This is a genomic window from Neobacillus canaveralius, assembly GCF_047237705.1.
Classification (GTDB): domain Bacteria; phylum Bacillota; class Bacilli; order Bacillales; family Cytobacillaceae; genus Neobacillus; species Neobacillus niacini_K.
This window is the reverse complement of sequence record NZ_JBDFLL010000001.1, coordinates 2,552,310-2,576,066: the sequence shown is the minus strand read 5'-3', so window position 1 is coordinate 2,576,066 and position 23,757 is coordinate 2,552,310. Positions and strand designations below refer to the sequence as shown.

The window sequence follows — 23,757 nt, the reverse complement described above, 5'->3', positions numbered from 1 at the left end:
ATTGTGGATTTCCTACACGATAAATAAATTTTCAAAATACTAATCTATTAAATCCTCCAGCAAAACAATTTCATCACTCTCCACTACGTATTCCAGCTTTAGCTTCTGATCCTCTGAGATCGAGTTTAAATAGTCTAGTATTTCCTCGAACCGTGCATCTTCCGACGAAAGAATCTCCGGCTCTGACAGCTCATCAATCATGACGGGCAAGAATGACACCCGCTCAATTCCCTTTTTGGAAATCTTGCATTTAACAGCAATGGTCTTAAAAGAATCGGGAGGAAGTGACTTCTTTCCATTAGTAAAATTAGGATTTAATGCAACGATCTCTTGATGAGAAGTTTTATTTTCCAAGTTTTCATCAAATGCAAAAGGTGACTCTAGCGCAAAATTTGCTAGACTATAAAAAATAGCTTTTCCCTTATAAACTTCAATCCCCTTTAAGATATGCGGGTGATGCCCTAAGATAAGATCGGCACCGGCATCGATAGCAGCATAAGCCAAATCCTTCTGATAATCCGCAATAATTGCCGGTACAAAGTGAATCCCCCAGTGCATGGAAACAATGACGACATCTGCTTGGCTTCTTGCCTTTTGAATATCTTCCAGCATCCCCTTCATATCTCCTCTATGCGGAAACGTATGTACGCGACAAGGAGTGCCGGGCTGATCGTGCTCAATCTGTTCATAGAATGTATGCGCTCTCAAAGGAACACAACCTGGACGATCACTTTCCGCCCAATATTCTTGGGGCAATATTGTATTATAGGCCAAGAAGGCAACTCTTGTACCCTTCTCTTCTACTATTACAGGTTTACGAGCTTCAGCTAGATTGCTGCCAACACCTACCACATGCAAATTCTCTTCCCGAAGGGCATCAATCGTATCTTGAAAGGCCTCCCTTCCCCAATCCATACAATGATTGCTAGCGAAAGAGACGACATCGAAACCAGCTTGCCGGATAGCTTTTGCTGCGACTGGATCTGCACGCATTGGCAGTCTTGCCTGAGGAATCGGCGTTCCTCTGCGGGATAAAGCTGGCTCAAGCTGACAAAACACAAGGTCTCCTTTTTGGATAACAGGTGCTACATGCTGAAAGATGGAATGCGCATCCTTTCGGTTTGGACCCACGTCCCCTACAGCATACATGGTAATAGAATCGCTCATTCTTTTTCTCCTCTTTCTCCTTTTTAAGTAAGTGCAACTTTGTCGTCTAGATAGTCTAAAAGTGCTGCAGCAGATGCTACAACACTTCACTCTTTTCGATCGACTAGTTTTTAGCGGTTATGATGATAGGCGTAAACTCAATCACTTCTCTTGTTCTAGGATTACGCCTGCTAATTTTTGCTCAATCATTTGTCATCTTTTCACAAGCTCCCAAGCCAATCGGCCTTCTCTTAGAGGATCTTTGACCATGCGGCACTCCTTATCGAAGGTCATCGTTGCCCGTTCTTCCAGCGAATAAGCTGGCCACTCCGGCAATCCGGGGTGATTCGGATTGCCATAGGTGGCAAATGCAATCCAAGCTTCACTCATCTTGTTAGCCAGCGGTACAAGTTCCGGATCATCCCCGGTCAAGGCTGTTGGGGCAAGGCTGAGCGTATCAAAGATAAAGGGTGCATCGGCTCCGTGGAAGGATTTCATCTTTCCGCCCAATATAGGAGACTCCCACGAAAACATATACATGTATACAGGAGCCGATTTGAGGGCAAGCTTCCGTTCCGCTAGGGTGATGCTACCCATACGCGTCAAACGGTCAGTCACCATGGCAACAAGTAAGTCGTTCGGTGAAGCATCTGGCATCGCACTCCGATAAGCATTCAATACCCTTTCGCTATCATCGCCTGCATATAGATTCAGCCACTTCATCATTCCCTGCTCATCAATGGATCCCAATTGCGGATCGGATAGAAGAAATAAGGTAGCTTCATCTTTTGTCGTTCCTGTCATAAGCGGTACATGAGCCGAGATGGATGGCGCAACAGGATCACAGGGATGGTTCGGGAGATATCGGCCGTCGACAACGGGAGCGGCCATCACATTCCGTCCCTTTTTGGCAAACGATTCCGGACTCCATTTTGTCGCTGCCCAATATGCCTCCCAAATCTGCTTTGGATGCAATTGATGGAGCTTGTCTAGTTGATCCACTCCCAAGCCAAGTTCGAAAAGAAGGGTTTCCGCCAATTGCGTTGCTTCCTCACGCGTCCTCATCCTTAAACCGGAAGAGCTTTGGATGGCTGCGCGATGAAATAATCCCTGTGCGGAAGGCATGGCGAGCAGCGTGCTGACCTTGCCTCCGCCCCCGGAAGTACCGAAAATGGTGACATTGCCCGGATCACCGCCAAACTGTTCGATGTTGTCGCGTACCCATTCCAAAGCCAATACCAAGTCAAGCATTCCCGCATTCCCAGAGGCAGCATATTCTTCCCCTGCCAAATCCCCCAAATGGAGGAAGCCTAGAGGTCCAAGGCGGTGATTAACAGTAACAACCACCACATCCCCCCTTTTGGCAAGAAATTTTCCGTTATTCCTTGCTCTAGCCCCTGAACCCGCGAAAAATCCCCCGCCATGGCACCAGAACATTACCGGCCTTTTCTTGCCATCTGTTATTCCTCGTGTCCACACGTTTAGAACCAGACAATTCTCGCTTTCGTCCTCTGGCCCGTCATCCCATGCATTCGCCTTTTTCAACTCGCGGTCAAATTCCTGTATGCCTCCCTCTGTTTGATAACACCTCGATCCAAAGGCTATGGCATCTCTAACACCTACCCAGGGCTGTGGTTTCGATGGGGCCATAAAGCGCCGTGCTCCTTCGGTTGTATCACCATATGGGATCCCTTTGAATGTATATACCCCTTCATCATTTGTTCCGCGAACTTTTCCAGCTACCGTTTCTACGATAGGATCAAGCATAGATCAAGCTCCCTTCTTTACTATAGTTCAGCCAAACATTTGAAGTGTTTTTATTTCTTTTTCCAAGCTTCTTCCGGTTTCCAATTGCTTAGATAGGTCTTTCCGAATCCGTCATCTTGGACGTTAGGAGCCTTTACCATCGTATTCATCGATACTCTAATCGGGATACTGACTAAATTCTCGTCAAATACCTTGGATTGCAATTCCAGTGATATTTTCATCTTCTCTTCAAAGGTTGGTAATGCACTGGCTTCCTCTATGACTTTTTCCAGCTCTTCCGGGAACAAAGTCTTCAAGTAGTGTGTTCCTTTGGATGACATATTGCGGTTCAAGTTAAATACGAGATCATTATCCACCCGGAAAGTGCTGTGAATGAGCCCCTCCCAGTCTCCTCCTTTTGCCGACATTTCCTGCCACTTCGCAGTATCTACAGGATTAAGCTCAGCATCGATACCTATATTCTTGAGATAGCCTTGAATGGCTGTATACATCTGCATGTTCTCCGGATTGCTTGAGAATGTAATTTTCGTTTTAAAGCCATTTGCATATCCCGCTTCTTCAAGCAACTGCTTCGCCTTCTTAGGATTAAAAGGGGTCCCTTTAAGATTCGAATTGTACGTTGGGGCACCTGGAACACTCCATTGATCAGCAGGTACAGAAAAGCCATGAAAAATAGTATCCGTAATAGCCTTCTTGTCAATCGCATAACCTACAGCTTGCCGAACTCTGACATCATTAAACGGCGAATTAGGGTCATCGCTATCAGGTGCAAGGGAAGTTCCTGCAGCCCCCATCCCTGACTCTAATTTCACCACTTCCAAAGTTGAACTCAGGTCTTTCGCAACTTGTGCGGACGTATTGACATATACGTCGTAATCTCCGGTTTGCATGGATGCTTGCGCTGTCATAGGATCCTCCATAAATGTCCACTCTACAGCGTCCAAATAAGGCTTACCCTCTTGCCAGTAATTTTCATTTTTCTTATATTTAACGGAAACTCCTTTGTCCCAGCTTTCAAACGTAAATGGGCCAGTTCCGACTGGATTATCCTGGATCCCCTCCTTGCCGTTTTTCTCATAGGCCGTAGGAGACATCATTCCTGCGAAGTTAAACAGATTATCTATAAAACTATTATTCCATTGAGCTAAATTGATCTTTACCGTATGATTATCTATCAAGTCGATGGATTGGATATCCTTCGCCTCTACACGACCCCCATCGCGGTAATGCTCCAGATTCCACTTGACTGCCTCGGCGTTAAATTCTGTTCCATCATGGAATTGGATTCCCTTTTTTAGTACAACACTTATCGCTTTAGCACTCGGGTCGGATTCCCATTTTTCTGCCAAGAAAGGCTCCATCTCCCCTTTTTCGTTATACCGGCCAAGGGTTTCATACGCACTGTTACTGACCATGAAATCCGTCACCGAACGAATGTCAGGTTGATCTCCAATATTGTTAATGTTGCTTCCTACGATGACTTTTAGGGTTCCTCCAGATTTTGCCTCTTCCGATTGCGAAGCAGATGGCTTTTCGTCTGTTTTTTGAGGTTTTGTAGTTGACTCTGATGATTGTGTGCAACCGGATAGAATAGCTCCGGCAAGGGCAAAGCTAACCAAACCAAATCGCAATGCTTTAGTGGAGAAAAATTTCATTATTCCTAACCCCCTCTTAAATTTTTTAGTAAAAAAAACATACCGTGAACTAACGATTGTATCAGACAGACATTTCCTCCTTATCAATCGTCACCGTCGGCTGCTTCAGGCTTCTGTTTAACATAACAAAAAGAGCGTTGATAAATAGCAATCCCATAGTGATGAAAAAAACATAACTGAAGCCTAGACTGGCAGACACCAAACTTCCTAATAATGGTCCTATCAAACTGCCTATAGAACGACTTGATGAATTCAGTCCATGGGCTCTTGCTTGCATATGACTCGGTGCATGCGTCTTAATTAATGAATTTAATGAAGGAATCATTCCCCCAATAAATAATCCCAGAAAAAATCGGCTGATAAGCAGGATGACAATACTGCTGGTTAATACCTGTGGAATAAACGTAATGCCACACATGATCAACGAGACAATGAGGATCGTGCGATGCCCAAAATGGTCCCCTAATCTCCCTAAGATCGGTGAACTTATTAATGTACCGATGCCAGAGATGGAGATCACCAAACCGGCAATCAGTTCTACATGAACACCAGTATAGATAGACGTTGCATAAATGGGAATAATCGGTTGAATGGACATCGTAGCTATAGTCGTAATCGCTGTTGCCACAAAAATGGGAACGAGTGGAAGCATTTCTCCCCAACCTTTATTTTTTGTCCCATGGTCCTTCTCCAATTTTTTCTGAGGCTTATCATTTTTAACATAAACCCCCACAATGATCGTGGCAATTAAGGACATTACTCCAGTAAGAATAAAGACCATTCGAAAGCCAAAAATACCCGCCAAGACTCCACCGATAAGCGGGCCAATCAGTATGCCTGCTGTTGAACCAGTATGCAGCGTCCCCATGGCCCTGCCGGCATGTTCCTGAGGTGTAACAAGTGATTGCAAGGAGATGGACATTGGTATAAATCCAGAAAAAATTCCATTCGTCATTCTTAATACTAAGAGGTGCCACGGTGCCCCCGCAAAGCCCATCAAAATAGTTATTAAGCTTCCCATGATACCGGCACGCATCAGCATCATCCTATGTCCAAACCTGTCTGCCAATGAGCCCCAAAGTGGCTGGAAGATAATAGATGTAAAGGATTGCGCCGAAAAGATGAATCCTGTCCATAAGGCAATGTCTGAAACATCCTTCACCCCAAGATCTTCAATGTAAAGGGGCAAAAAGGGTAGGATCATGCCTATGCCGGTTGCTGTACAAAAGTTAGCGACCCAAAGTATCCATAAAACCCGTTTCCAACTCATTTAAGTAAACTTTGCAAATTGGTTGCCATGGAATAGGCTATTTTTGCGCTATGATCTGAAATATAGGCCACACCGTTTTTATAGGTCACTTTCTTGTTCAGCATATGTTCGGCTATCGCTAAAATGGGCACCATTAGTTGTCCATTGATCATCTCAGGTTTGACATCTAGCTGAATGGAATGAAAACCGTTCGTGATCATGATTGGAATATCTGCTTGGAGGACAGCGGTTTGGACATATTTTCGAATTTCAACCCGATCCTCACCCCCAGTTTCCCACTCTACAATTGCTCCAAAGGCTTTGCTAATAAAGGTGAGAGGTACCAATATGTCCGGCTGCATTCCGTCAATAGATTTATCAATTGCTACTACCATCTCATCATGATCGTCAAGTCTGATCTTGAACCCATTGGCGAAACCCTGGGATCCACCATCTGCCACAATCACGGCATCACTGTCTGCTTTCAAGTCATATTGACGATTTTTGATCGTAAGTATTTCACCATTTTCCCCTCTTCTGAAACGACTAAAGAAATCTTTCCAAACCGTCATCGCGACATTCAGATCCTGTAGGTGAGTCCGTCCCTCCAGGATGGTAAAGCGAAATTCCGCCTCTCCTTCGGTGTAAACAAGGGTATTATTAATGCCCTGAATATGCACTTGAGGTAGGTTAGAACATTGATTTACAGCCAGCCAGTATTCATTGGCCAATTCATCCAAATCTTCATGAGAGTAAGGAGGGAAAGGCGAAAGTGGGTCGTTCTCTCCATGCCATCTATAAACCGGCAGCGGGATAGAAGCACGAATTGGATTTCCATCCTGGTCTATCATCACATTGGGATCCGTGGGACCAACAATCCCACAAATACCGGCTAGCATGTCTGTGTGAACGCTGGCAAAATGGGTTGTCATCATTTCACCGTTTGAGACCCCTGTCATATAAATTCGGGATTGGTCGATTTGATAACCTTCACATACTTTTTCGATTATCCACTTTAAATAAGCTACATCATCACCCTTATCAGGACCAATATGATTAAATGCATTCCAAGAAAAGCCACCTGGTCGTTTGTTTGATGGGTTATTCGCATTAGGATAGATCACAATGAATCCCTCTTGCTCCGCAACTAACGGCCAAGTCGATTTGCGTGAGGCATCCAATCCATTTCTTCCCCCGCCGTGCAAATAGACCAGCAGTGGCACTGGCTTTTGTCCCGTATAAGATTTTGGTACATATTCATACCAAGTGTGCTTGTTTCCGTTTAGCATCCCATTCTTTTCTACGAGTCCTTCTGGAACAGGCATTAAAGGGAGGTAATCTCTTAATCTTTCTAAGTCTGCTTTTCTTTCTTCTATTGAAGCGCGTTGTTTCCTCATCTATGCATACTCCTTTCTAAATAGTATGTATTTTGTAACTTACATGTAGAAAAAAGAGAGAGGCCTCAGCCAAACATAAGACCTCTCCTCTTGCTTTATAGATTCAGTGAGTATAAGTTTATATGAAAAGCCGAATTGTTAGGTTATGCTTATTTTTGTAACCACGCTTTTTCAGGTGTCCAGTTCGATCCCTTCATGTCTTCGTCCATGACTTTAGGATATTTTGCACTCAATGATGTCTTTCCGTAAATCCAATTGACCATCGCATATTTATCATAAGCAAGCTCCTGTATTTGATGGGTAACTTTTTTCAATTCCTCAGGATCATTTATAGCCAATGTTTGACCTATTAGTTGTGTCACTTCATCTGGATTATCTAATACAGGCAGCCTTACCTTACTAACCTCTGGTCCAAGTAAGCTGTTATATGTCGCAACCTCATTAATATTAATCCCCATTGGAATAATAGCGTACCCGTCATTCCAGCCGCCTTTTTCAGGTCCACCTGTAAGCATCGTGTCGTACCTAAGCTGATCCATCATTTCGACCTTCGCTTCAATTCCAACCTTCGCCAAATATCCCTGAATCGCTGTCATCAAGTTTGAGTATTCTTGATTCGACAAACCATATAGTGTTATAGAGAACCCATCTGGATATCCGGCTTCAGCTAGCAGCTTCTTTGCTTTTTTTGGATCATAAGGATAGCCTTCAACATCAGGATTATAAGCAAAGCTTCCTTCCGTCGCTAACTGGAAGGTTGGAATATAGTAACCAAGACCGAGCGTTTCGGTAATCGATTTAAAATCAATAGCATACCCTACTGCTTTACGAACCTTTACATCTGCTAAAATCGAATTCTCATGCGCACTATCCGGAATCATCGCTAGCTGAGAGGTAGGCCTGGGACCACGCAAAATTTCAAATTTAGAATTTTCCAAATCTTTTGCATTGGCTGGTTCAACTGCATACAGGAGATCTAGATCGCCATTTTTAAAGGATGCCACAGCTGACATCGTATCAGGAATGGGAATGAATTCAACTTTATCCAAATAAGGAAGTCCTTCTTGCCAGTAGCCTTCAAATTTTTCGTAAGTAATTTTCTGGTCCCTTTCCCAGCTGACAAATTTAAACGGACCCGTACCGACAGGATGGGATTCGGACCACTTTTCGCCTCCATTTTCCTCATAGGATTTTGGAGACATCATCATTCCTGTGGACAATGTCAAATTCGGTATTAGCAAGCTGTCAGGTGAAGCTAAATTGATCTTCACATTTTGATCATCCACCACGTCAATGGATGCAATGTTTTTCACTTGGCTTCTTCCTGCCTCTATTGATTTTTCCAAATTCCATTTTACTGCTTCTGCGTTGAAATCTGCACCATCATGGAACTTGATGCCTTTTTTTAGAGCAATGGTGACCGTCTGACCCTCTACTTTATAACCTTCTGCCAAAAACCCTTCCACCTCACCCGTATCATTCATGCGAAACAGTGATTCAAGTGCAGGAGAATTGAAAATTTTGTCCGAGCCTCTCTGCATGGTTGGTGGATTTCCCAAGTTAATAACATCCATAAGAGTCCCAATTCTTAGTGTTCCTCCACTGACTGGATCTGTAGATTTATTTTGTTCGTTTGTGGATGCTTGTTCAGAGGAACTGTTTCCGCTGGTTCCACTGTTTGAACAACCAGCTAATGCTAAGATGGAAACAAGAAGTAAGCTCAACACTTGCCAAAATATTCTCTTCATAAAAATATAACCCCCCATGTTAATTCTCATAATTTTAGCTCACTTCATGCACCGGACTTTACAAATGCATCACCTCTTTCAAGAAATAGAGCTATAAATGAGGGAAACATTTATGTTACGGTTAAATGAATTTTTGTTATGATAATAAACTGTTTATGAAAATATGAAACTTATACCTTAATACAAGCAACACCATGATCCAAACCAACCGATCGTAATGAGGGTTCCATCTCGCTGCACTCTTTGGTAGCGAGCGGACATCGATTGGAGAAATGGCAACCTTTCGGCTTATTTAAAAGACTTGGAACCTCCCCTTTAATCTCAATATGCTCTCGCATTTCCTCTACAAACGGATCCGGAATGGGAACCGCAGCTAACAACATTTGCGTATAAGGATGCTTTGGGCTCTCATAAAGAGTCTTCCAATCTGCAATCTCCACAATTTTCCCCAAGTACATGACCGCTACCCGGTCACTGATGTGACGGACCACGGAGAGATCATGCGCAATAAACAAGTAGGTTAATCCCAGCTTCTGCTGCAGATCCTCAAGAAGATTGATAATCTGCGCCTGGATAGAAACATCCAGGGCCGAAATCGCTTCATCGCAAACGATGAAGGAAGGATTACTAGCCAGAGCTCGAGCAATCCCGATCCGCTGTCTCTGTCCGCCGCTGAACTCGTGCGGCATCCGGTTCCGGAAGTCCGGATTGATGCCTACCATTTGAAACAGTTCAGCCAGTCTTTCTTCATACTCCTTTTGATTTTTTACCAGCCGGTGCACTTTAAGCGGCTCTCCAACGATGTCACCGACCGTCAAACGGGGATCGAGAGAACTAAATGGATCCTGGAAGATCATCGGCATATCCTTGCGGAGCGGACGCATTTTATTCATAGACATTTTTGTAACGTCATGTCCTTGAAAACGAATGCTGCCGCCCGATGGTTCGTACATGCGGAGCACGCTACGCGCCACTGTGGTCTTCCCGCAGCCGCTTTCTCCCACGAGTCCTAAGGTTTCGCCTTTCTTAATGTCGAAGCTGACACCATCCACCGCTTTAATGTCGGCGACTTTCCGGCTGAAAATACCCTTGGTGACGGGAAAATACATCTTCAGGTCTTTGACTTCTAAGATCACTTCACGTTCTTCACGCGGAGTGGCGTCCTTCCTTTCAATCAATTGGGTTGCTGCTGACACCTCATTCCATGCGCTCTTCATCTGGACTTTGCCCATTTCAATCTCTGTAATGGATAAGTTCTCGTAACAGGCAGCCTGATGACCACCCTCTCCCATCAAGGATGGGGCCGGTTTACTGCTGCAAGCCGCCGTCTTGAACGCACAACGTGGGAGAAATGCGCAATGATCGGGTTTATTCGCTAGGTTCGGCGGAGACCCTTCAATCGCAAGCAGCTTCCGATCCTTTGGATCATCCAGACGCGGCACCGCTTTCATCAGTCCGATTGTGTAAGGATGTTTGGGATGATTGAAAATCTCCTTGGTCGTGCCCGATTCCACAATCCCCCCGGCATACATCACGTAGATTCGGTCGGCATAACGCGCCACGATTCCCAGATTATGTGTGACCAAAATTAAAGATGTGTTGGTTTTCTTGACAACGTCCCTCATCATTTCTAGCAATTGGGCCTGTGTCGTCACATCCAGGGCGGTCGTCGCTTCATCGGCGATCAGAAGCTTCGGATTACACGATAACGCCATTGCGATCATAATTCGCTGGCGCATCCCGCCGCTGAATTGATGCGGATAATAATCCACACGCTGCTCGGCATCGGGAATTCCTACCATCTTAATGAGCTCAATTGCCCGAAGCTTCGCTTCAGACTTATTAAGTTTCATATGCAGAATTACTGACTCTGCAATTTGCTTGCCCACGGTGATAACCGGATTTAGGGAAGTCATCGGCTCTTGGAAAACCACACCTATTTTACCGCCTCGTACCTCCCTCATTTCCTCACTGTTGGGCTTATATTTCAACAGATCTGCCCCTTCAAACAAGACGCTTCCATCCACAATGCGTCCCGGTGGAGTTGGAATCAACTGCAAGCCTGAATACTGAGTGACCGATTTTCCGCACCCGCTTTCTCCGACAAAAGCGACAATTTCTCCTGCATTCACATGATAAGACACACCATCTACTGCCTTGGTAGTAGAACCATCACTAGTGAAATAGGTTTTTAAATTATTAACCTCAAGAAGATGACTCATGTATGTTTTACCTCCCGAATCTATTAATCCATTCCTCTCAACCTTGGATCTAGTGCATCCCTTAATGCATCTCCTACGAGGTTAAAGGCTAGAACCACAATCACGATGGCAACCCCAGGAGCCAGGGAAAGCACAGGGTTGGAAAGCAGATAGCGATAGCCATCATTGACCATGGATCCCCAAGAGGCTTCTGGCGGTGCAATTCCCAGTCCCAAAAAGCTTAATCCCGCTTCAGCGAGGATTGCCATCCCCAAGTTCATCGTAATTAATACAATGATGGGTGAAAGACAATTCGGGAGAACATGAACGAGCATATTTCTGAGGCTGCTCACCCCTGTCAGTACACCAGCGATCACATAATCCGATTGTTTGACGGATAAAACTTGTCCTCTCATAAGCCTTGCATACTTAGGGACGGCGGCTAATCCCAGTGCCACAATGACGTTAACAATCCCTCCGCCTAGCACGGCTCCAAGCGCCATCGCAAGGACAATCATCGGTAACGCAATCATCGCATCCATAATCCGCATGAAAACAGTATCGATCCAGCCCCCAAAATAACCCGAGACTAATCCAATCGCCATGCCCAACGCACCAGCAATAATGACAACCACCAATCCCACTGTCAACGATACTCGCGAACCATAGATAATGCGGCTCAACACATCTCTTCCCAGCATATCTGTCCCCAGCCAATGAGTGGCGTTAGGCTGCAACAAGGACTTCGCTAAATCCTGTGCATAAGGGTCATGCGGGGCAATAAGTGGTGCAAAAATGGCTAGCAGCACGGTAGCAATCAGGATGATCAATCCTAACACAACCACCTTTCGGGCTAAGAACACGCGCAAAAACCGGCTCACATTACTTTTCTGCGGAGGAAGTTCATTTAAGGAAGCAGCTAGGTTTGTTTCCGTTGTCATCATTTACACTCCTTTTTCCTATTTATACCGGATTCTTGGGTCGACAAAGCCATAGGCAATATCCACCAAAAGATTCGCGAAGGCTACCACCGTAGCGATAATGATTACCACGCTTTGCACGACAATGTAATCTTTTCCGAATATCGACTGTACCATCAGTCGTCCCATGCCTGGAATATTAAATACTTGCTCGATAAATACGGACCCGCCAACCAGATTTGCCAATCCCATCCCCAATAATGTGATGACAGGAATTAAAGCATTCCGCAATGCGTGCTTCATGATTACATGATTTTCTTTTAAACCTTTCGCCCGTGCCGTACGAATGTAATCTTGTCGAATGACCTCAAGCATGGAAGAACGGGTTTGACGCGCCAGCTGGGCAAGGGAAACCAATGATAACAGAACCACCGGCATAATGCTTTGGTGTAGGCTCTTCCAAAAATCCTCAGACGGTGAAGTGTATCCTTGAACAGGCAGCCACCCAAGCTTTAAGGAAAACAAATAAATACCGAGAATCCCTAACCAGAAGATAGGCACCGCCATGCCGAGATTAGCTGTCACCGTAATCAAGGAATCCATCCAACCTCCTCGTTTTACGGCTGCGATCACGCCAGCAGGGATTCCAATGATCATGGCAAGGATAAAAGCCATAGTCCCAATATGAAAGGATACGGGCAATCTTTGCTTCATGAGTTCATTTACATCCTCGTTAAGGGATATTGATTGACCCAGATCCCCTCTGAGTAAATCCCCTATCCAATTTGCGTACTGAAGTGGAAGAGGTTTATCTAGACCAAGCTCTTGTCTTAGGTGCTCAACTTCCTCCTGAGTCGCATTATCGCCAAGCATAATCGAAACGGGATCCCCCGGAAGTAAATGCATGAGCGAGAATACGAGAATGCTTACAATGAATAGTATTACTATCGTTTGGAATAACCTTCGTACAATGAATGTAAACATAATTAGATCTCCTTATCATTGTATCTTTTTGTTTTGGTAGGGCTTACATTTACAAAATTCATATCTTTCAGTAAATTTAAATTACTAGTCTATCATTTTGTTTTTTTATGTTAGTTTCATCGCCCAACCCTTAATTTGTAAGCAATCGCCTTAAATTTATTATAATAAATACAAAACTACTTCTTACACATACACCATGAACTAACTTCGCAAAGTTTTTCCTACATGGTAGACAATTGGCCTAGCAAATCGGGCTGTTTTTCGCTTTTTCCCAAGCTAAACGTTCCTCCCGATTCATATCGATTTCAACCCTGCTTTCCAAATTAAACAGCATAATAGCTCGATTTTCTGCCTGATATGCCGGCCAGTTCGGAATGGCGGTTGTATTCGGGTCGCCGTTGTGTGCGAAGGCTATCCAAGCTTGATGCATTTGATTCGCGAGCGCCTGGCGTTCTGAGGAACCACCAACCATGGTATCGACGCCTGCCGCATTCAAGTTATTAAAGACAAAGGGAAGCTCCAATCCATGCGTGGCGTATCCATTCATTGGATTCTTCCAGTCGAAGCGGTAAAACCATGCCGGAGATCCATGATTATCCTGCAACCCCAATAGTTTTAGGGCAGGATACGTAAATTCATTATATATAAGAAGAGGAAGTAATTTTTCCACAAGCGTTCGTCTGTTCTCTCCTTGATTCAAATAGTACGCTGATATCTCAGGCCAAGCGTCCCCCACTCGGTCGGCAAAATCTTGAAGAATTTCTTCATCATTCATCCTCTCCCAATTAGGGTCGAAGTTATGGATAAAATCGTTCAAGGTGTGACCAACCATTATCCTAATATCTTTGGCCCATCCTGCCTCCACGGCCTCCAAGGGACGCTTCGGGAGAAACACGCCATCCACATTTGGTTCCATACCATTTCCAGCTCTTGGCGGCGGTGTTGCCTCCACAATCTGCTCCACCGGAATATCAACCAACTTCGCTAACTCATCGTGCTGAACATGTAAAGAAGCTAACATCTCATTGGCTAGCTTACCAGCTGTTTTCCGGTCCGCATAGGTTTGAATGCCCCCGCTATGAATAATAGCTTGGCTGAATAATCCCCGTGCTTTAGGAGTGGCAAGCAGAGCACCGACGCTTCTTCCCCCGGCTGATTGGCCAAAAATCGTGACACGTTGGGGATCGCCACCAAAAGCCGCAATATTGTCTTGAATCCACTGCAATGCAGCCACCTGATCAAGCAAACCATTGTTCCCCGAAGCGGCGTACTCCTCTCCACCGATATCGGCCATTTGAAAAAAGCCTAACGGACCCACACGATAATTGATAGTCACTAATACCAAATCTCCCTCTTTAGCAAAGGAAGCTCCGTTAAAATAAGAATAGGAACCCATGCCTTGTCGGAAAAATCCACCATGAATCCAAACCATGACCGGACGTCGACGATCATCGGCCCCCGGCGACCAGATATTCAGATAAAGGCAATCTTCACTGAATTCACTAGTTCCAAAGCAGGCTTTTCTCGATAGATTAGGAGTCTGGGCACAATTAGGTCCGAACTTAGAGGCATCACGAACACCCTGCCAAGACTCGGGGGGCTGTGCTTCACGAAACCGCTGACTACCCACAGGCGGCTTAGCGTAAGGAACTCCTTTCCAGGCACAAACTCCTCCTTCTTCAATTCCTTTCACTTTCCCGTATTTGGTTTGAGCTAATGTTCTATTCATTGATTCCCTTCCCTTCACAAATTAAATTCCTACTATAATGGAGATGCTTTAACATAAGTATTACTCTTGCGGAATAATCGGCAGGGTGATAGAAGATGCCGTTGCCCCGCCATGATATAGAGTGATGACCGGCGGAGAATCGTTATGGATACGCTCCGGCTGTTGAACACCCCGCTCAGCACAGGTAACAGAAACCCGAATGGAGCAGCCTTTCCTGAAAAGATAGGAGACTGCCTCCAATAGAAACGAACATTTCACCGGTTTTCCCATCGGTAATGGCTCTTCTTCCTGTTCCAGGCTCCGGTGATAAGGGAGCCCTAAGGAATCCCAGACTTCATTCTTGGAAATCTTCCGATGCGTGGCCCGAATAAACCCTTCCGTTACCAGATGAGAATGGCCTTCCTCATCCACTTCCTCGAGATAAGCTAAGAAATTTCCGTCATTGGCAGACGATGCTATCCAGAGTTCAACGACAGGATGGCCTGTCACTTCTGTATGTGCTTGCAATGGCTGTGAAGTATACGTCAATCCTTTTTCGTCGAGCATTTCACGCATATCAAGTGGACAATATCGGTCCATCCGACCTACTCTCGGATCGAAGACCTCGATGTCGAAATTCACCTCGTACTCGTCATGGTCTTCGAGTTCTGGAGGTTGAAGTCTTAACGATCCGTCATTCACCGACCGAGCCGTTCCGGTTTGCCCGGAGCCGAAATAGAATGTTGTGTTTTGCTGACGTTCCAAGGGCCAGCTGTATGACTCTCGCCATTCTTCCCCTGCGGGAGCATTTTGGGTATAGTACCTTACAGGAGGCTGAGAGCTAAACGTATTGTCGGTGCCTTTTAAGATAAAATCGAACCATTTCAAATGCTCCTCTCCCATGTCGACATTTCCGTTTGGAAAGGATGACGTGCCATGAGTGATTTGAAAATGATTCCAAGGGCCTATCAAAATATTCCCTCCCCAGTCCTTAAAAGTAATCAATTGTCCGCCTACACTTGGATCAAACCACCCGGCCATCTGATATACGGCAACGCCGGATTCCTTCACGGCTGCCGATTGCTCACACGGAGGAATGGCTAGGTTTGGGATGTAGTCAAAAAGATCATTTGGCGTATCCCGGAACATATGGGGAATAAACTGGTATCCGATGAACGGTTTGTTATTTTCATGTTCCTGCAAGGCGGCAGTAGCCATCGGATAGTGTGGAGGTGGATCTTCATCCACGGGCGCACCCATCTCCGTTTTAATAGGCCGTTCCTGCATTCGTGCGGGCAATGCCGAAACACCATTCGGATAATTTTGATAATAAAAATCACTGTTGCATACCGCTGGTGTGATGGCCACAAGATGAGGAGGTGCAGTTACCGCGGTTGTTTCCTGGATAAACCCCTTATTGGAACTTCCCATCATGCCGATGCGCCCGTTGCACCAAGGCTGCGCTGCCGCCCATTCAATAACAGATTTCACGTCCCTGCTGTCCTCGGGCTCACAAAAGCCCTGCGAATAACCAAAAGAAGCTCCGTACCCTCTTGTTTCGAGCACCATATAAACGTAGCCACTTAATACTAGCTTCTCGACAATCGCTTTGGTACGCTCAAATATCTCGCGCCGGTGAAAACGTCCAGCTATTAAAATAGCAGGCAGTGGTTCATCCGATGGACGATAGATATCAACAGCTAGTCTAATGCCATCGGGTCCCTGAACATATTGGGAATAACGTTGATAGCTTTGAAATTGGGACAATATACTTTCCTCCTAAATTTATAAAAACAGTTTGGTTGCGTTTCCATTTATCACAAGGCTAAAGTCCTGTTTTTAAGAATCTTGCTTGATTAAATTATATAATTGCTCCTGAAATTGTCACTGTTCACCATGAAGGAAAATCAAACTACAAATCATGCATCATAGTGCATAATCTACGACACTATCAATTTCATTCTTCATTTTTTCTATTGTGTTTAACTAAAGGGGATTGTAGTATATGAGGGATTGGAAAGGGACTCTGACTATAAAAGCCAGAGTCCTTCTTTGTGTCATTATTTTTTCAGCCAGGCTGCTTCTGGTTCCCAGAAAGTAGCTTCTGTTTTATTAAATCCTGAGTCTTGTACGTTTTTGTCTACTATAAGTGGCATGGTATTAATATAAAAAGGTATGGCCAAAGCATGTTCTTCAAAAATCAACTGTCCCAACTCTTTATATAATTGTTTTTGAGTTTCAAGATCATGTGCCTTTTGTACCTCACTAAGCTTGTCCAGCACATCTTGAGGATGCGTAACACCTTTCGCATACAGTTGTCCAGGAACACCAAAATTACTATTAGCTCCCGAATAGAAGTTCGATTGTGACTTAAAGCCCCAATTAATAATACCATTCCACTTGGACAATACTAACTCTTGATTTTTGGCATTATCATTTGGTGATAGCTCTAGGTCAATTCCCACCTCTTTTAAATACCCTTGTACAGCTGTATATAACAATTGACTTTCAGGACTATTAGAAAAATCCATGGTTGTTTTAAACCCATCTGGGTAACCCGCTTCTGCCAGTAGCTTTTTAGCTTTTTTAGGGTCATAAGATTTTTTTGTAAGATTCGGATTATATGAATATGCCGTTGGAACTACAAATTGGTCTGTTTTAATTGCATAACCGAAAGTTAACGTGTCGATTAAACTTTCAACATCAATGGCGTAGGATAAAGCTTCTCTTACTTTTTTGTTTGCAAACGGAGATTTCGGATCAGCACTGTTGAGCATCAATCCACTGCCGGCTGCTCCAAGACCGGTCTCCATTTCTAATACATCAAACTCTTTGCTCAAATTTTTGGCAACCTCAAATGGTGCATCAAAAATACCATTGATATCCCCATTCTTCACACTTGCTTCCGCAGTCATGGCTTCAGGCATGATTTTCCATACAACACCATCAAGATATGGTTTGCCCTCTTGCCAATACCCATCGAATTTTTCAAATTCAATTTGGATTCCTTTCTGATATTCCTTAAGTTTAAACGGTCCTGTTCCTACCGGATTGCTATTTGCCCAATCTTGTCCATTTTTTTCGAATGCGGCAGGTGAAGTGATACGCAGAGATAACAATCTATCAATAATGTCCAAATTCCATTCCTTCATCGTAAGCTTTACTGTGTGATCATCTACCACTTCTACTGACTCTGTATCATTCTCATTTAATACTGGCTTCTTTGTTGCCCGATACTGCTCAATGTTCCATTTCACTGCCTCAGCATTAAAATCGGTGTCATCATGAAATTTAACTCCTTTTTTGAGTTGGATGGTTAGCGTCTTGGTATTCGGATCGGCTTCCCAACTTTCAGCCAGCCAAGCCTGTTGGATACCCTTCTCGTCATAGCGTCCTAGAGATTCGAGAGCTGTACTGGCAACAATTAGCTCAGATGGTCTACGAATATTCGGCATCCAGCCGAGACCGACCGGCTCACCATCAATAGCCATTGTCAAAACTCCACCGTTTCGATCTTCTGTTTTTCCTCCAGATGAATTTGAATCAGTTCCGGATGTGCTACCGCTGCTGCATGCTGCGAGTAGACCTATTACTAAGCTCAAACAAAGTAAAATCAAACTAAACTTCTTCTTACCGTTTTGAACCATTTGTAATTTCCCCCTTTATGATAGCGTTTCCAACCGCTATCTTTAGTTTAATAGATTAAAGTCCCACTTTACACATGCGCCGTGTAGGAAATTCTAAGGCAATCTCCTACGTTATGGACAAATTGATCATCACCACTTAATTTAAAATATTTGTTAAGATGTGCTCCGTATAGTGATCGATTGAATCTCTGTGATTTTTTGAAAGGTAAAAGCTCTTTCCACTACAGGCTGCATGCCAATTGCAAAGAAGTTCGGCTATCGCTTTAATTGGAATCACTGCCCCTACGTTCTCTTTTTTAGGAGGGGTATCTAATTGATAAAATACATTTTCATTGATCATCAATAATGGAGAATCGACCTTCAAAGTAGCCTTATTTCCATGATAGTTGATTATTATCTCTCCAGTACTAACATTGTGTTCCACCACTGCACCAAAGGCTTCGCCAAAAAATTCGAGTGGAACCAGTATATCACCTTTTATAAAATCAGGAATAAAGGAAGAATGACCAGAATGAAGCTTTACTTTGGTTCCGTTCACTAACGCATAGGAACAACCTGTAACCAATGCTATACCTTCGCTCTTCTTGATTTCTGGTGAATGAATCTCGGTAACGTTCCCCTCTTCGTCACGGCGAAAGCGGCTAAAGAATTCCTTCCAGATGATATTGGCACCGCTGAGATCTAAGGAATGGTCTCCTCCAACAAATTCTGTAAACCTGAATTCAGCCTGACCGCCTGTATAGATTTCCGTATTATAACGTCCATCGATTATGATCTCAGGGAGCTCTGTGCATCCATTGAATTTGATCCATAATTTCTTATGCTCATCGTCTAACTCCATGCGACTAATCGCTTCTGTTCCGCCCAAATCATCCTTTTCTCCGTGCCAACGATAAAAAGGCAAAGGGGCAACTCGCTCCTTCAAGTTATCCATGCAATCTCTCATGATTTCATACCGTGTGGGACCAGAAGTACCCGCCGCTGCTGCAAGCATTCTTCCATGCACTAAGGCAAAATGGGTAACCATTTGATCCCCTCTTGATTGTCCTTGCATATAGATCCTAGATTTGTCGATATGATAAATCTTAGAAACTCTTTCTATTAAAAGCTTTAAATAAGTGACATCATCATTGTAGGGACCCTTCATGAAAAATGCATTGAACTCGCATACCTTGGTTCCGTCATCCAAGATCATTTTATTGGTGGCATCAGGATAAACCACGATAAAATTCTCACGGTCTGCTATCTGGTGCCAGGCGGTTCGCTGAACACCTCCCGACAAACCGTTACTGCCACCGCCATGCAAAACAACCACTAATGGAACGGCTACAGATCCATCATAAGATTCCGGAATATACTCATACCACGTATGAGAAACGCCTTCGAATTCATCGTTCTTCTCGTTCAATCGTTTGGGAACCTCCAGCACCGGTTTACCCCTAGATCCGGATGGAACGGGTTTCCAAGCAGGATTCTCATGTTTCATTTCAATCACCTCATATTTTTTTTACGGTATGATAGGTAGATCAATATACGATACATTCCCTGCCTGATGATATACCGTTTGTTCTGCAATCACGCCAACAGCATCCTCTCCTGATGGACGGCCCGTGTTCATATTCCGATCGTATAATGGAAAATTGCTGCTCGATATATGTAATCGAATACGATGTCCCTTTTTGAACACATAGCTTGTATTCCCCATATAAATCTTGTATTCGTTCACTTCACCCGGTTGGACCGGCGACAAAGTACCATTCCATTCTCGGAAGCTAGCTCTTTGAATACCATCCGCTACTAAAATAGACCTTCCATCAGGGAAAACATCAATCAACTTAGCGGTAAAATCTGTATCTTGGGCCGTTGTGGAAGCCATTAAATGAAAAACCAATGGTCCCGTCACTTCTAAATCTTCTCTCATTTCTAGTGTTGTGTAACACAAGACATCTTCGCGTTGTTCGATAAACGATTGATTCATAGGTCCTGGTACTAAACCTGCCATCGGAAGAAGTTTTCCTCCCACTGACGGGACGGGATCAAGCGGATTATACTGATAATGGTCCTCTGGCTCCATTCCGGGCTCTTCCAGGTTCAATACGCCATTGCCCATCGCGGTATTGGCATGCCCATTACTGTGAAGATACCAACGCTCCCACTGAGTATTTGGTAATGGCCAGGTTTCTCCAGTCCTCCACTCATTCCTTCCCATAACAAAATATCTCACAGCTGGTATATCCAAATCATCCTCTAGAAGATATCTTTTATAGAAATCTATCACATACCCACGCAGCTTCTCCTCGTCCGCAGAGGCAGGGCCGAATTCCAATTCTCCCAAATAGCTTCTTGGATTGCCATGATCCCACGGACCCACCAGAAGGTGTTGATGCTTCCTTGCAAAATCCGTGCCTGCGTTCTGTGAAAGTTTGTGGAAATGTTCGAATATCGACCATTCCAACTGATCATACCAACCTCCAATATGCAGGCCAGGTACGGCTACTTTTTCGTATCTTCGACGGTCTTTTAGAATTTCCACGGAAGGTGGAGTCAAACGTTGTTCGAGCATGGTTCGGAATTCTTCGAACTTCGCAAGAGGAAATTCCTTAAATGGAAGATAGTTAATCACCCATTGGGGATCCTCTTGCATCATTTTCAGATACTTAACCATTTCACTGACGTCCCTGCCTTGTGCTTTCATCTTTTCTACTAAATCAAATGCGGTTCTAGGTATCGCATTTGCCGCTGAATAAAAGGAGACAGTCCCACTCTCAGGCGGTGGTGCTATATTCGTTCCGATATCTCCCACACAAGGTGCAAAAGCTTTTAAATGGGGAGGATTAGCCATCGTTGTAATCCATTGCATCGCTGTTAGATAAGAGGCACCTGCTAACGCTACATTTCCATTGCACCAGCTTTGCTCCGCAATCCACTCCACCGTATCATAGCCGTCCGTTCCTTCAACCTCGAACATACGGTGACGTTCCCATATTCCATCGGATTCATAACGTCCTCGAATATCCTGAATTACCACACCAAATCCTGCCCTAGCAAGTGCAATTGGACTAAACATGGTACGGTTAAATAAATTTTTATTATATGGAGTACGTATTAAGATGGCAGGACGTTTACCTCCCCCCTCAGGTCGGTAAACATCACCTCTTAATAGAGTTCCATCGGACATTTCCATTGATGTATTGAGTTCAATTTTAATAGAATCCCTCATATCCAAACCACTCCTAGTGTCTGTTTTATGCAGTAACACTGTTTATGAAAATATGAAACTTATACTTTAATACAAGCAACACCATGATCCAATCCAACGGATCGCAATGGGGGTTCCATCTCGCTGCACTCTTTGGTAGCGAGCGGACATCGATTAGAGAAAGGGCAGCCCTTCGGCTTATTTAATAGACTTGGAACCTCCCCTTTAATTTCAATGTGCTCTCGTGTTTCCTCTACCACTGGATCCGGAATGGGAACCGCAGCTAACAACATTTGCGTATAAGGATGCTTCGGGCTCTCATAAAGAGTCTTCCAGTCTGCGATCTCCACGATTTTCCCCAAGTACATGACCGCTACCCGGTCACTGATGTGTCGGACCACGGAGAGATCATGCGCAATAAACAAGTAGGTTAATCCAAGTTTCTCCTGCAGATCCTCTAGAAGATTAATAATCTGCGCCTGGATGGAAACATCCAAGGCCGAAATCGCTTCATCGCAAACGATGAAGGAAGGATTGCTGGCCAGCGCTCGGGCAATACCGATCCGCTGTCTCTGTCCGCCACTGAACTCGTGCGGCATCCGGTTCCGGAAGTCCGGATTGATGCCTACCATTTGAAACAGTTCGGACAGCCTTTCTTCATACTCCTTTTGATTTTTTACCAGCCGATGTACTTTAAGAGGTTCTCCAACGATGTCACCAACCGTCAGCCGGGGATCAAGAGAACTAAACGGATCCTGGAATATCATCGGCATGTCCTTACGGAGCGGACGCATCTTATTCATGGACATTTTCGTAATATCATGTCCTTGGAAACGGATGCTTCCGCCCGATGGATCGTACATGCGGAGCACACTGCGTGCCACTGTGGTTTTCCCACAGCCGCTTTCTCCCACGAGACCTAAGGTTTCACCTTTGCGAATATCAAAGCTGACCCCATCCACTGCTTTAATGTCGGCAACTTTCCGTCCAAGAAGTCCCTTGGTGACCGGAAAGTACATTTTCAGGTCTTTGACTTCTAGGATCACCTCACGCTTTTCACGCGGAGTGGCTTTCTTCCTATCGATCAATTGGGTTGCCGCAGACACCTCATTCCATGCGCTCTTCATCTCGGCTTTACCCATTTCAATCTCTGTAATGGATAAGTTCTCGTAACAGGCAGCCTGATGGCCCCCCTCTCCCATCAAGGATGGGGCCGGTTTACTGCTGCAAGCCGCCGTCTTGAATGCACAACGCGGGAGAAACGCGCAATGATCGGGTTTATTCGCTAGGTTCGGCGGTGACCCTTCAATCGCAAGCAGCTTCCGATCCTTTGGATCATCCAAACGCGGCACTGCTTTCATCAGTCCGATTGTGTAAGGATGTTTGGGATGATTGAAAATCTCCTTGGTCGTCCCCGATTCCACAATCCCCCCGGCATACATCACGTAGATTCGATCGGCATAGCGCGCCACGATCCCCAGATTATGTGTGACAAGAATTAAGGAGGTGTTGGTTTTCTTGACAACGTCCCGCATCATTTCCAGCAATTGGGCCTGTGTCGTCACATCCAGGGCGGTCGTCGCTTCATCGGCGATGAGAAGCTTCGGATTACAGGATAGCGCCATTGCGATCATGATCCGCTGGCGCATCCCACCGCTGAATTGATGCGGATAATAATCCACACGCTGCTCGGAATCCGGAATCCCGACCATCTTGATAAGCTCTATGGCCCGAAGCCTAGCTTCTGCCTTATTCATATTCATATGCAGCATCACGGATTCAGCAATTTGCTTGCCTACGGTGATTACCGGATTCAGGGAAGTCATTGGCTCCTGGAAAACCACGCCAATTTTACCGCCTCTCACTTCCCTCATTTCCTCACTGTTAGATTTATATTTTAATAAATCTTTCCCTTCAAACAATACGCTTCCATCCATAATGCGTCCCGGTGGAGTTGGAATCAGCTGCAGGCCGGAATACTGCGTAACTGATTTCCCGCACCCGCTTTCCCCCACAAAAGCGACAATTTCTCCTGCATCAACATGATAAGAAACACCGTCTACTGCCTTGATGGTAGAACCGTCACTAGTAAAATAGGTTTTTAAATTTTTGACCTCAAGAAGATGACTCATCTAT

At 44.7% G+C, this 23,757-nt stretch carries 15 protein-coding genes; all 15 read right to left on the bottom strand.

Annotation, left to right across the window (positions count from 1 at the left end; all coding sequences use genetic code 11):
- Positions 1 to 39: 39 nt before the first annotated feature.
- The 15 genes from ABC255_RS13170 to ABC255_RS13100 all read right to left on the bottom strand — a co-directional run bounded on the left by ABC255_RS13170 (position 40) and on the right by ABC255_RS13100 (position 23,753).
- The gene (locus ABC255_RS13170) at positions 40 to 1,167 is read right to left on the bottom strand and encodes a CapA family protein (RefSeq protein ID WP_412994080.1); all 1,128 of its coding nucleotides are present in this window, start codon (positions 1,165 to 1,167) and stop codon (positions 40 to 42) included.
- 192 nt (positions 1,168 to 1,359) lie between these two features.
- Positions 1,360 to 2,913, bottom strand: a complete 1,554-nt coding sequence (locus ABC255_RS13165) for a carboxylesterase/lipase family protein (RefSeq protein WP_412994078.1) — start codon at positions 2,911 to 2,913, stop codon at positions 1,360 to 1,362.
- Between the two features lie 50 nt (positions 2,914 to 2,963).
- Positions 2,964 to 4,544 (bottom strand): ABC transporter substrate-binding protein, encoded by a 1,581-nt coding sequence (locus ABC255_RS13160; protein WP_412994077.1) that lies wholly within the window; start codon positions 4,542 to 4,544, stop codon positions 2,964 to 2,966.
- A gap of 85 nt (positions 4,545 to 4,629) precedes the next feature.
- Entirely contained in the window at positions 4,630 to 5,838 is a 1,209-nt protein-coding gene (locus ABC255_RS13155) for an MFS transporter (RefSeq protein ID WP_412994076.1), read from the bottom strand.
- Complete coding sequence (locus tag ABC255_RS13150) at positions 5,835 to 7,214, bottom strand: stalk domain-containing protein (protein WP_412994075.1); 1,380 nt, start codon at positions 7,212 to 7,214, stop codon at positions 5,835 to 5,837. The genes ABC255_RS13155 and ABC255_RS13150 overlap by 4 nt, the downstream gene beginning before the upstream one ends.
- 149 nt (positions 7,215 to 7,363) lie before the next feature.
- Positions 7,364 to 8,962: an ABC transporter substrate-binding protein gene (locus ABC255_RS13145; RefSeq protein WP_412994073.1), complete on the bottom strand. Its 1,599-nt coding sequence runs from the start codon at positions 8,960 to 8,962 to the stop codon at positions 7,364 to 7,366.
- A 170-nt stretch (positions 8,963 to 9,132) separates the two neighbouring features.
- Positions 9,133 to 11,184: an ABC transporter ATP-binding protein gene (locus tag ABC255_RS13140; RefSeq protein ID WP_412994072.1), complete on the bottom strand. Its 2,052-nt coding sequence runs from the start codon at positions 11,182 to 11,184 to the stop codon at positions 9,133 to 9,135.
- 23 nt (positions 11,185 to 11,207) lie between these two features.
- Positions 11,208 to 12,104, bottom strand: a complete 897-nt coding sequence (locus ABC255_RS13135) for an ABC transporter permease (RefSeq protein ID WP_412994070.1) — start codon at positions 12,102 to 12,104, stop codon at positions 11,208 to 11,210.
- Positions 12,105 to 12,122: 18 nt separating this feature from the next.
- On the bottom strand, positions 12,123 to 13,067 hold the full coding sequence (locus ABC255_RS13130) for an ABC transporter permease (RefSeq protein ID WP_412994069.1): 945 nt from the start codon (positions 13,065 to 13,067) through the stop codon (positions 12,123 to 12,125).
- Positions 13,068 to 13,308: 241 nt separating this feature from the next.
- Positions 13,309 to 14,796 carry a carboxylesterase/lipase family protein gene (locus tag ABC255_RS13125; protein ID WP_412994068.1) on the bottom strand — a complete coding sequence of 496 codons (1,488 nt, stop codon included), beginning with the start codon at positions 14,794 to 14,796 and terminating at the stop codon, positions 13,309 to 13,311.
- 60 nt (positions 14,797 to 14,856) lie between these two features.
- Positions 14,857 to 16,542 carry a CocE/NonD family hydrolase gene (locus ABC255_RS13120; RefSeq protein WP_412994067.1) on the bottom strand — a complete coding sequence of 562 codons (1,686 nt, stop codon included), beginning with the start codon at positions 16,540 to 16,542 and terminating at the stop codon, positions 14,857 to 14,859.
- A 293-nt stretch (positions 16,543 to 16,835) separates the two neighbouring features.
- Positions 16,836 to 18,422 carry an ABC transporter substrate-binding protein gene (locus tag ABC255_RS13115; protein WP_412994065.1) on the bottom strand — a complete coding sequence of 529 codons (1,587 nt, stop codon included), beginning with the start codon at positions 18,420 to 18,422 and terminating at the stop codon, positions 16,836 to 16,838.
- Between the two features lie 136 nt (positions 18,423 to 18,558).
- Positions 18,559 to 19,908 carry a stalk domain-containing protein gene (locus tag ABC255_RS13110; protein ID WP_412994064.1) on the bottom strand — a complete coding sequence of 450 codons (1,350 nt, stop codon included), beginning with the start codon at positions 19,906 to 19,908 and terminating at the stop codon, positions 18,559 to 18,561.
- Positions 19,909 to 19,929: 21 nt separating this feature from the next.
- A complete protein-coding gene (locus tag ABC255_RS13105) occupies positions 19,930 to 21,642 on the bottom strand; it encodes a CocE/NonD family hydrolase (protein ID WP_412994062.1) in 1,713 nt (570 codons plus the stop codon).
- Positions 21,643 to 21,701: 59 nt separating this feature from the next.
- Entirely contained in the window at positions 21,702 to 23,753 is a 2,052-nt protein-coding gene (locus tag ABC255_RS13100; RefSeq protein WP_412994060.1) for an ABC transporter ATP-binding protein, read from the bottom strand.
- Positions 23,754 to 23,757: the final 4 nt, after the last annotated feature.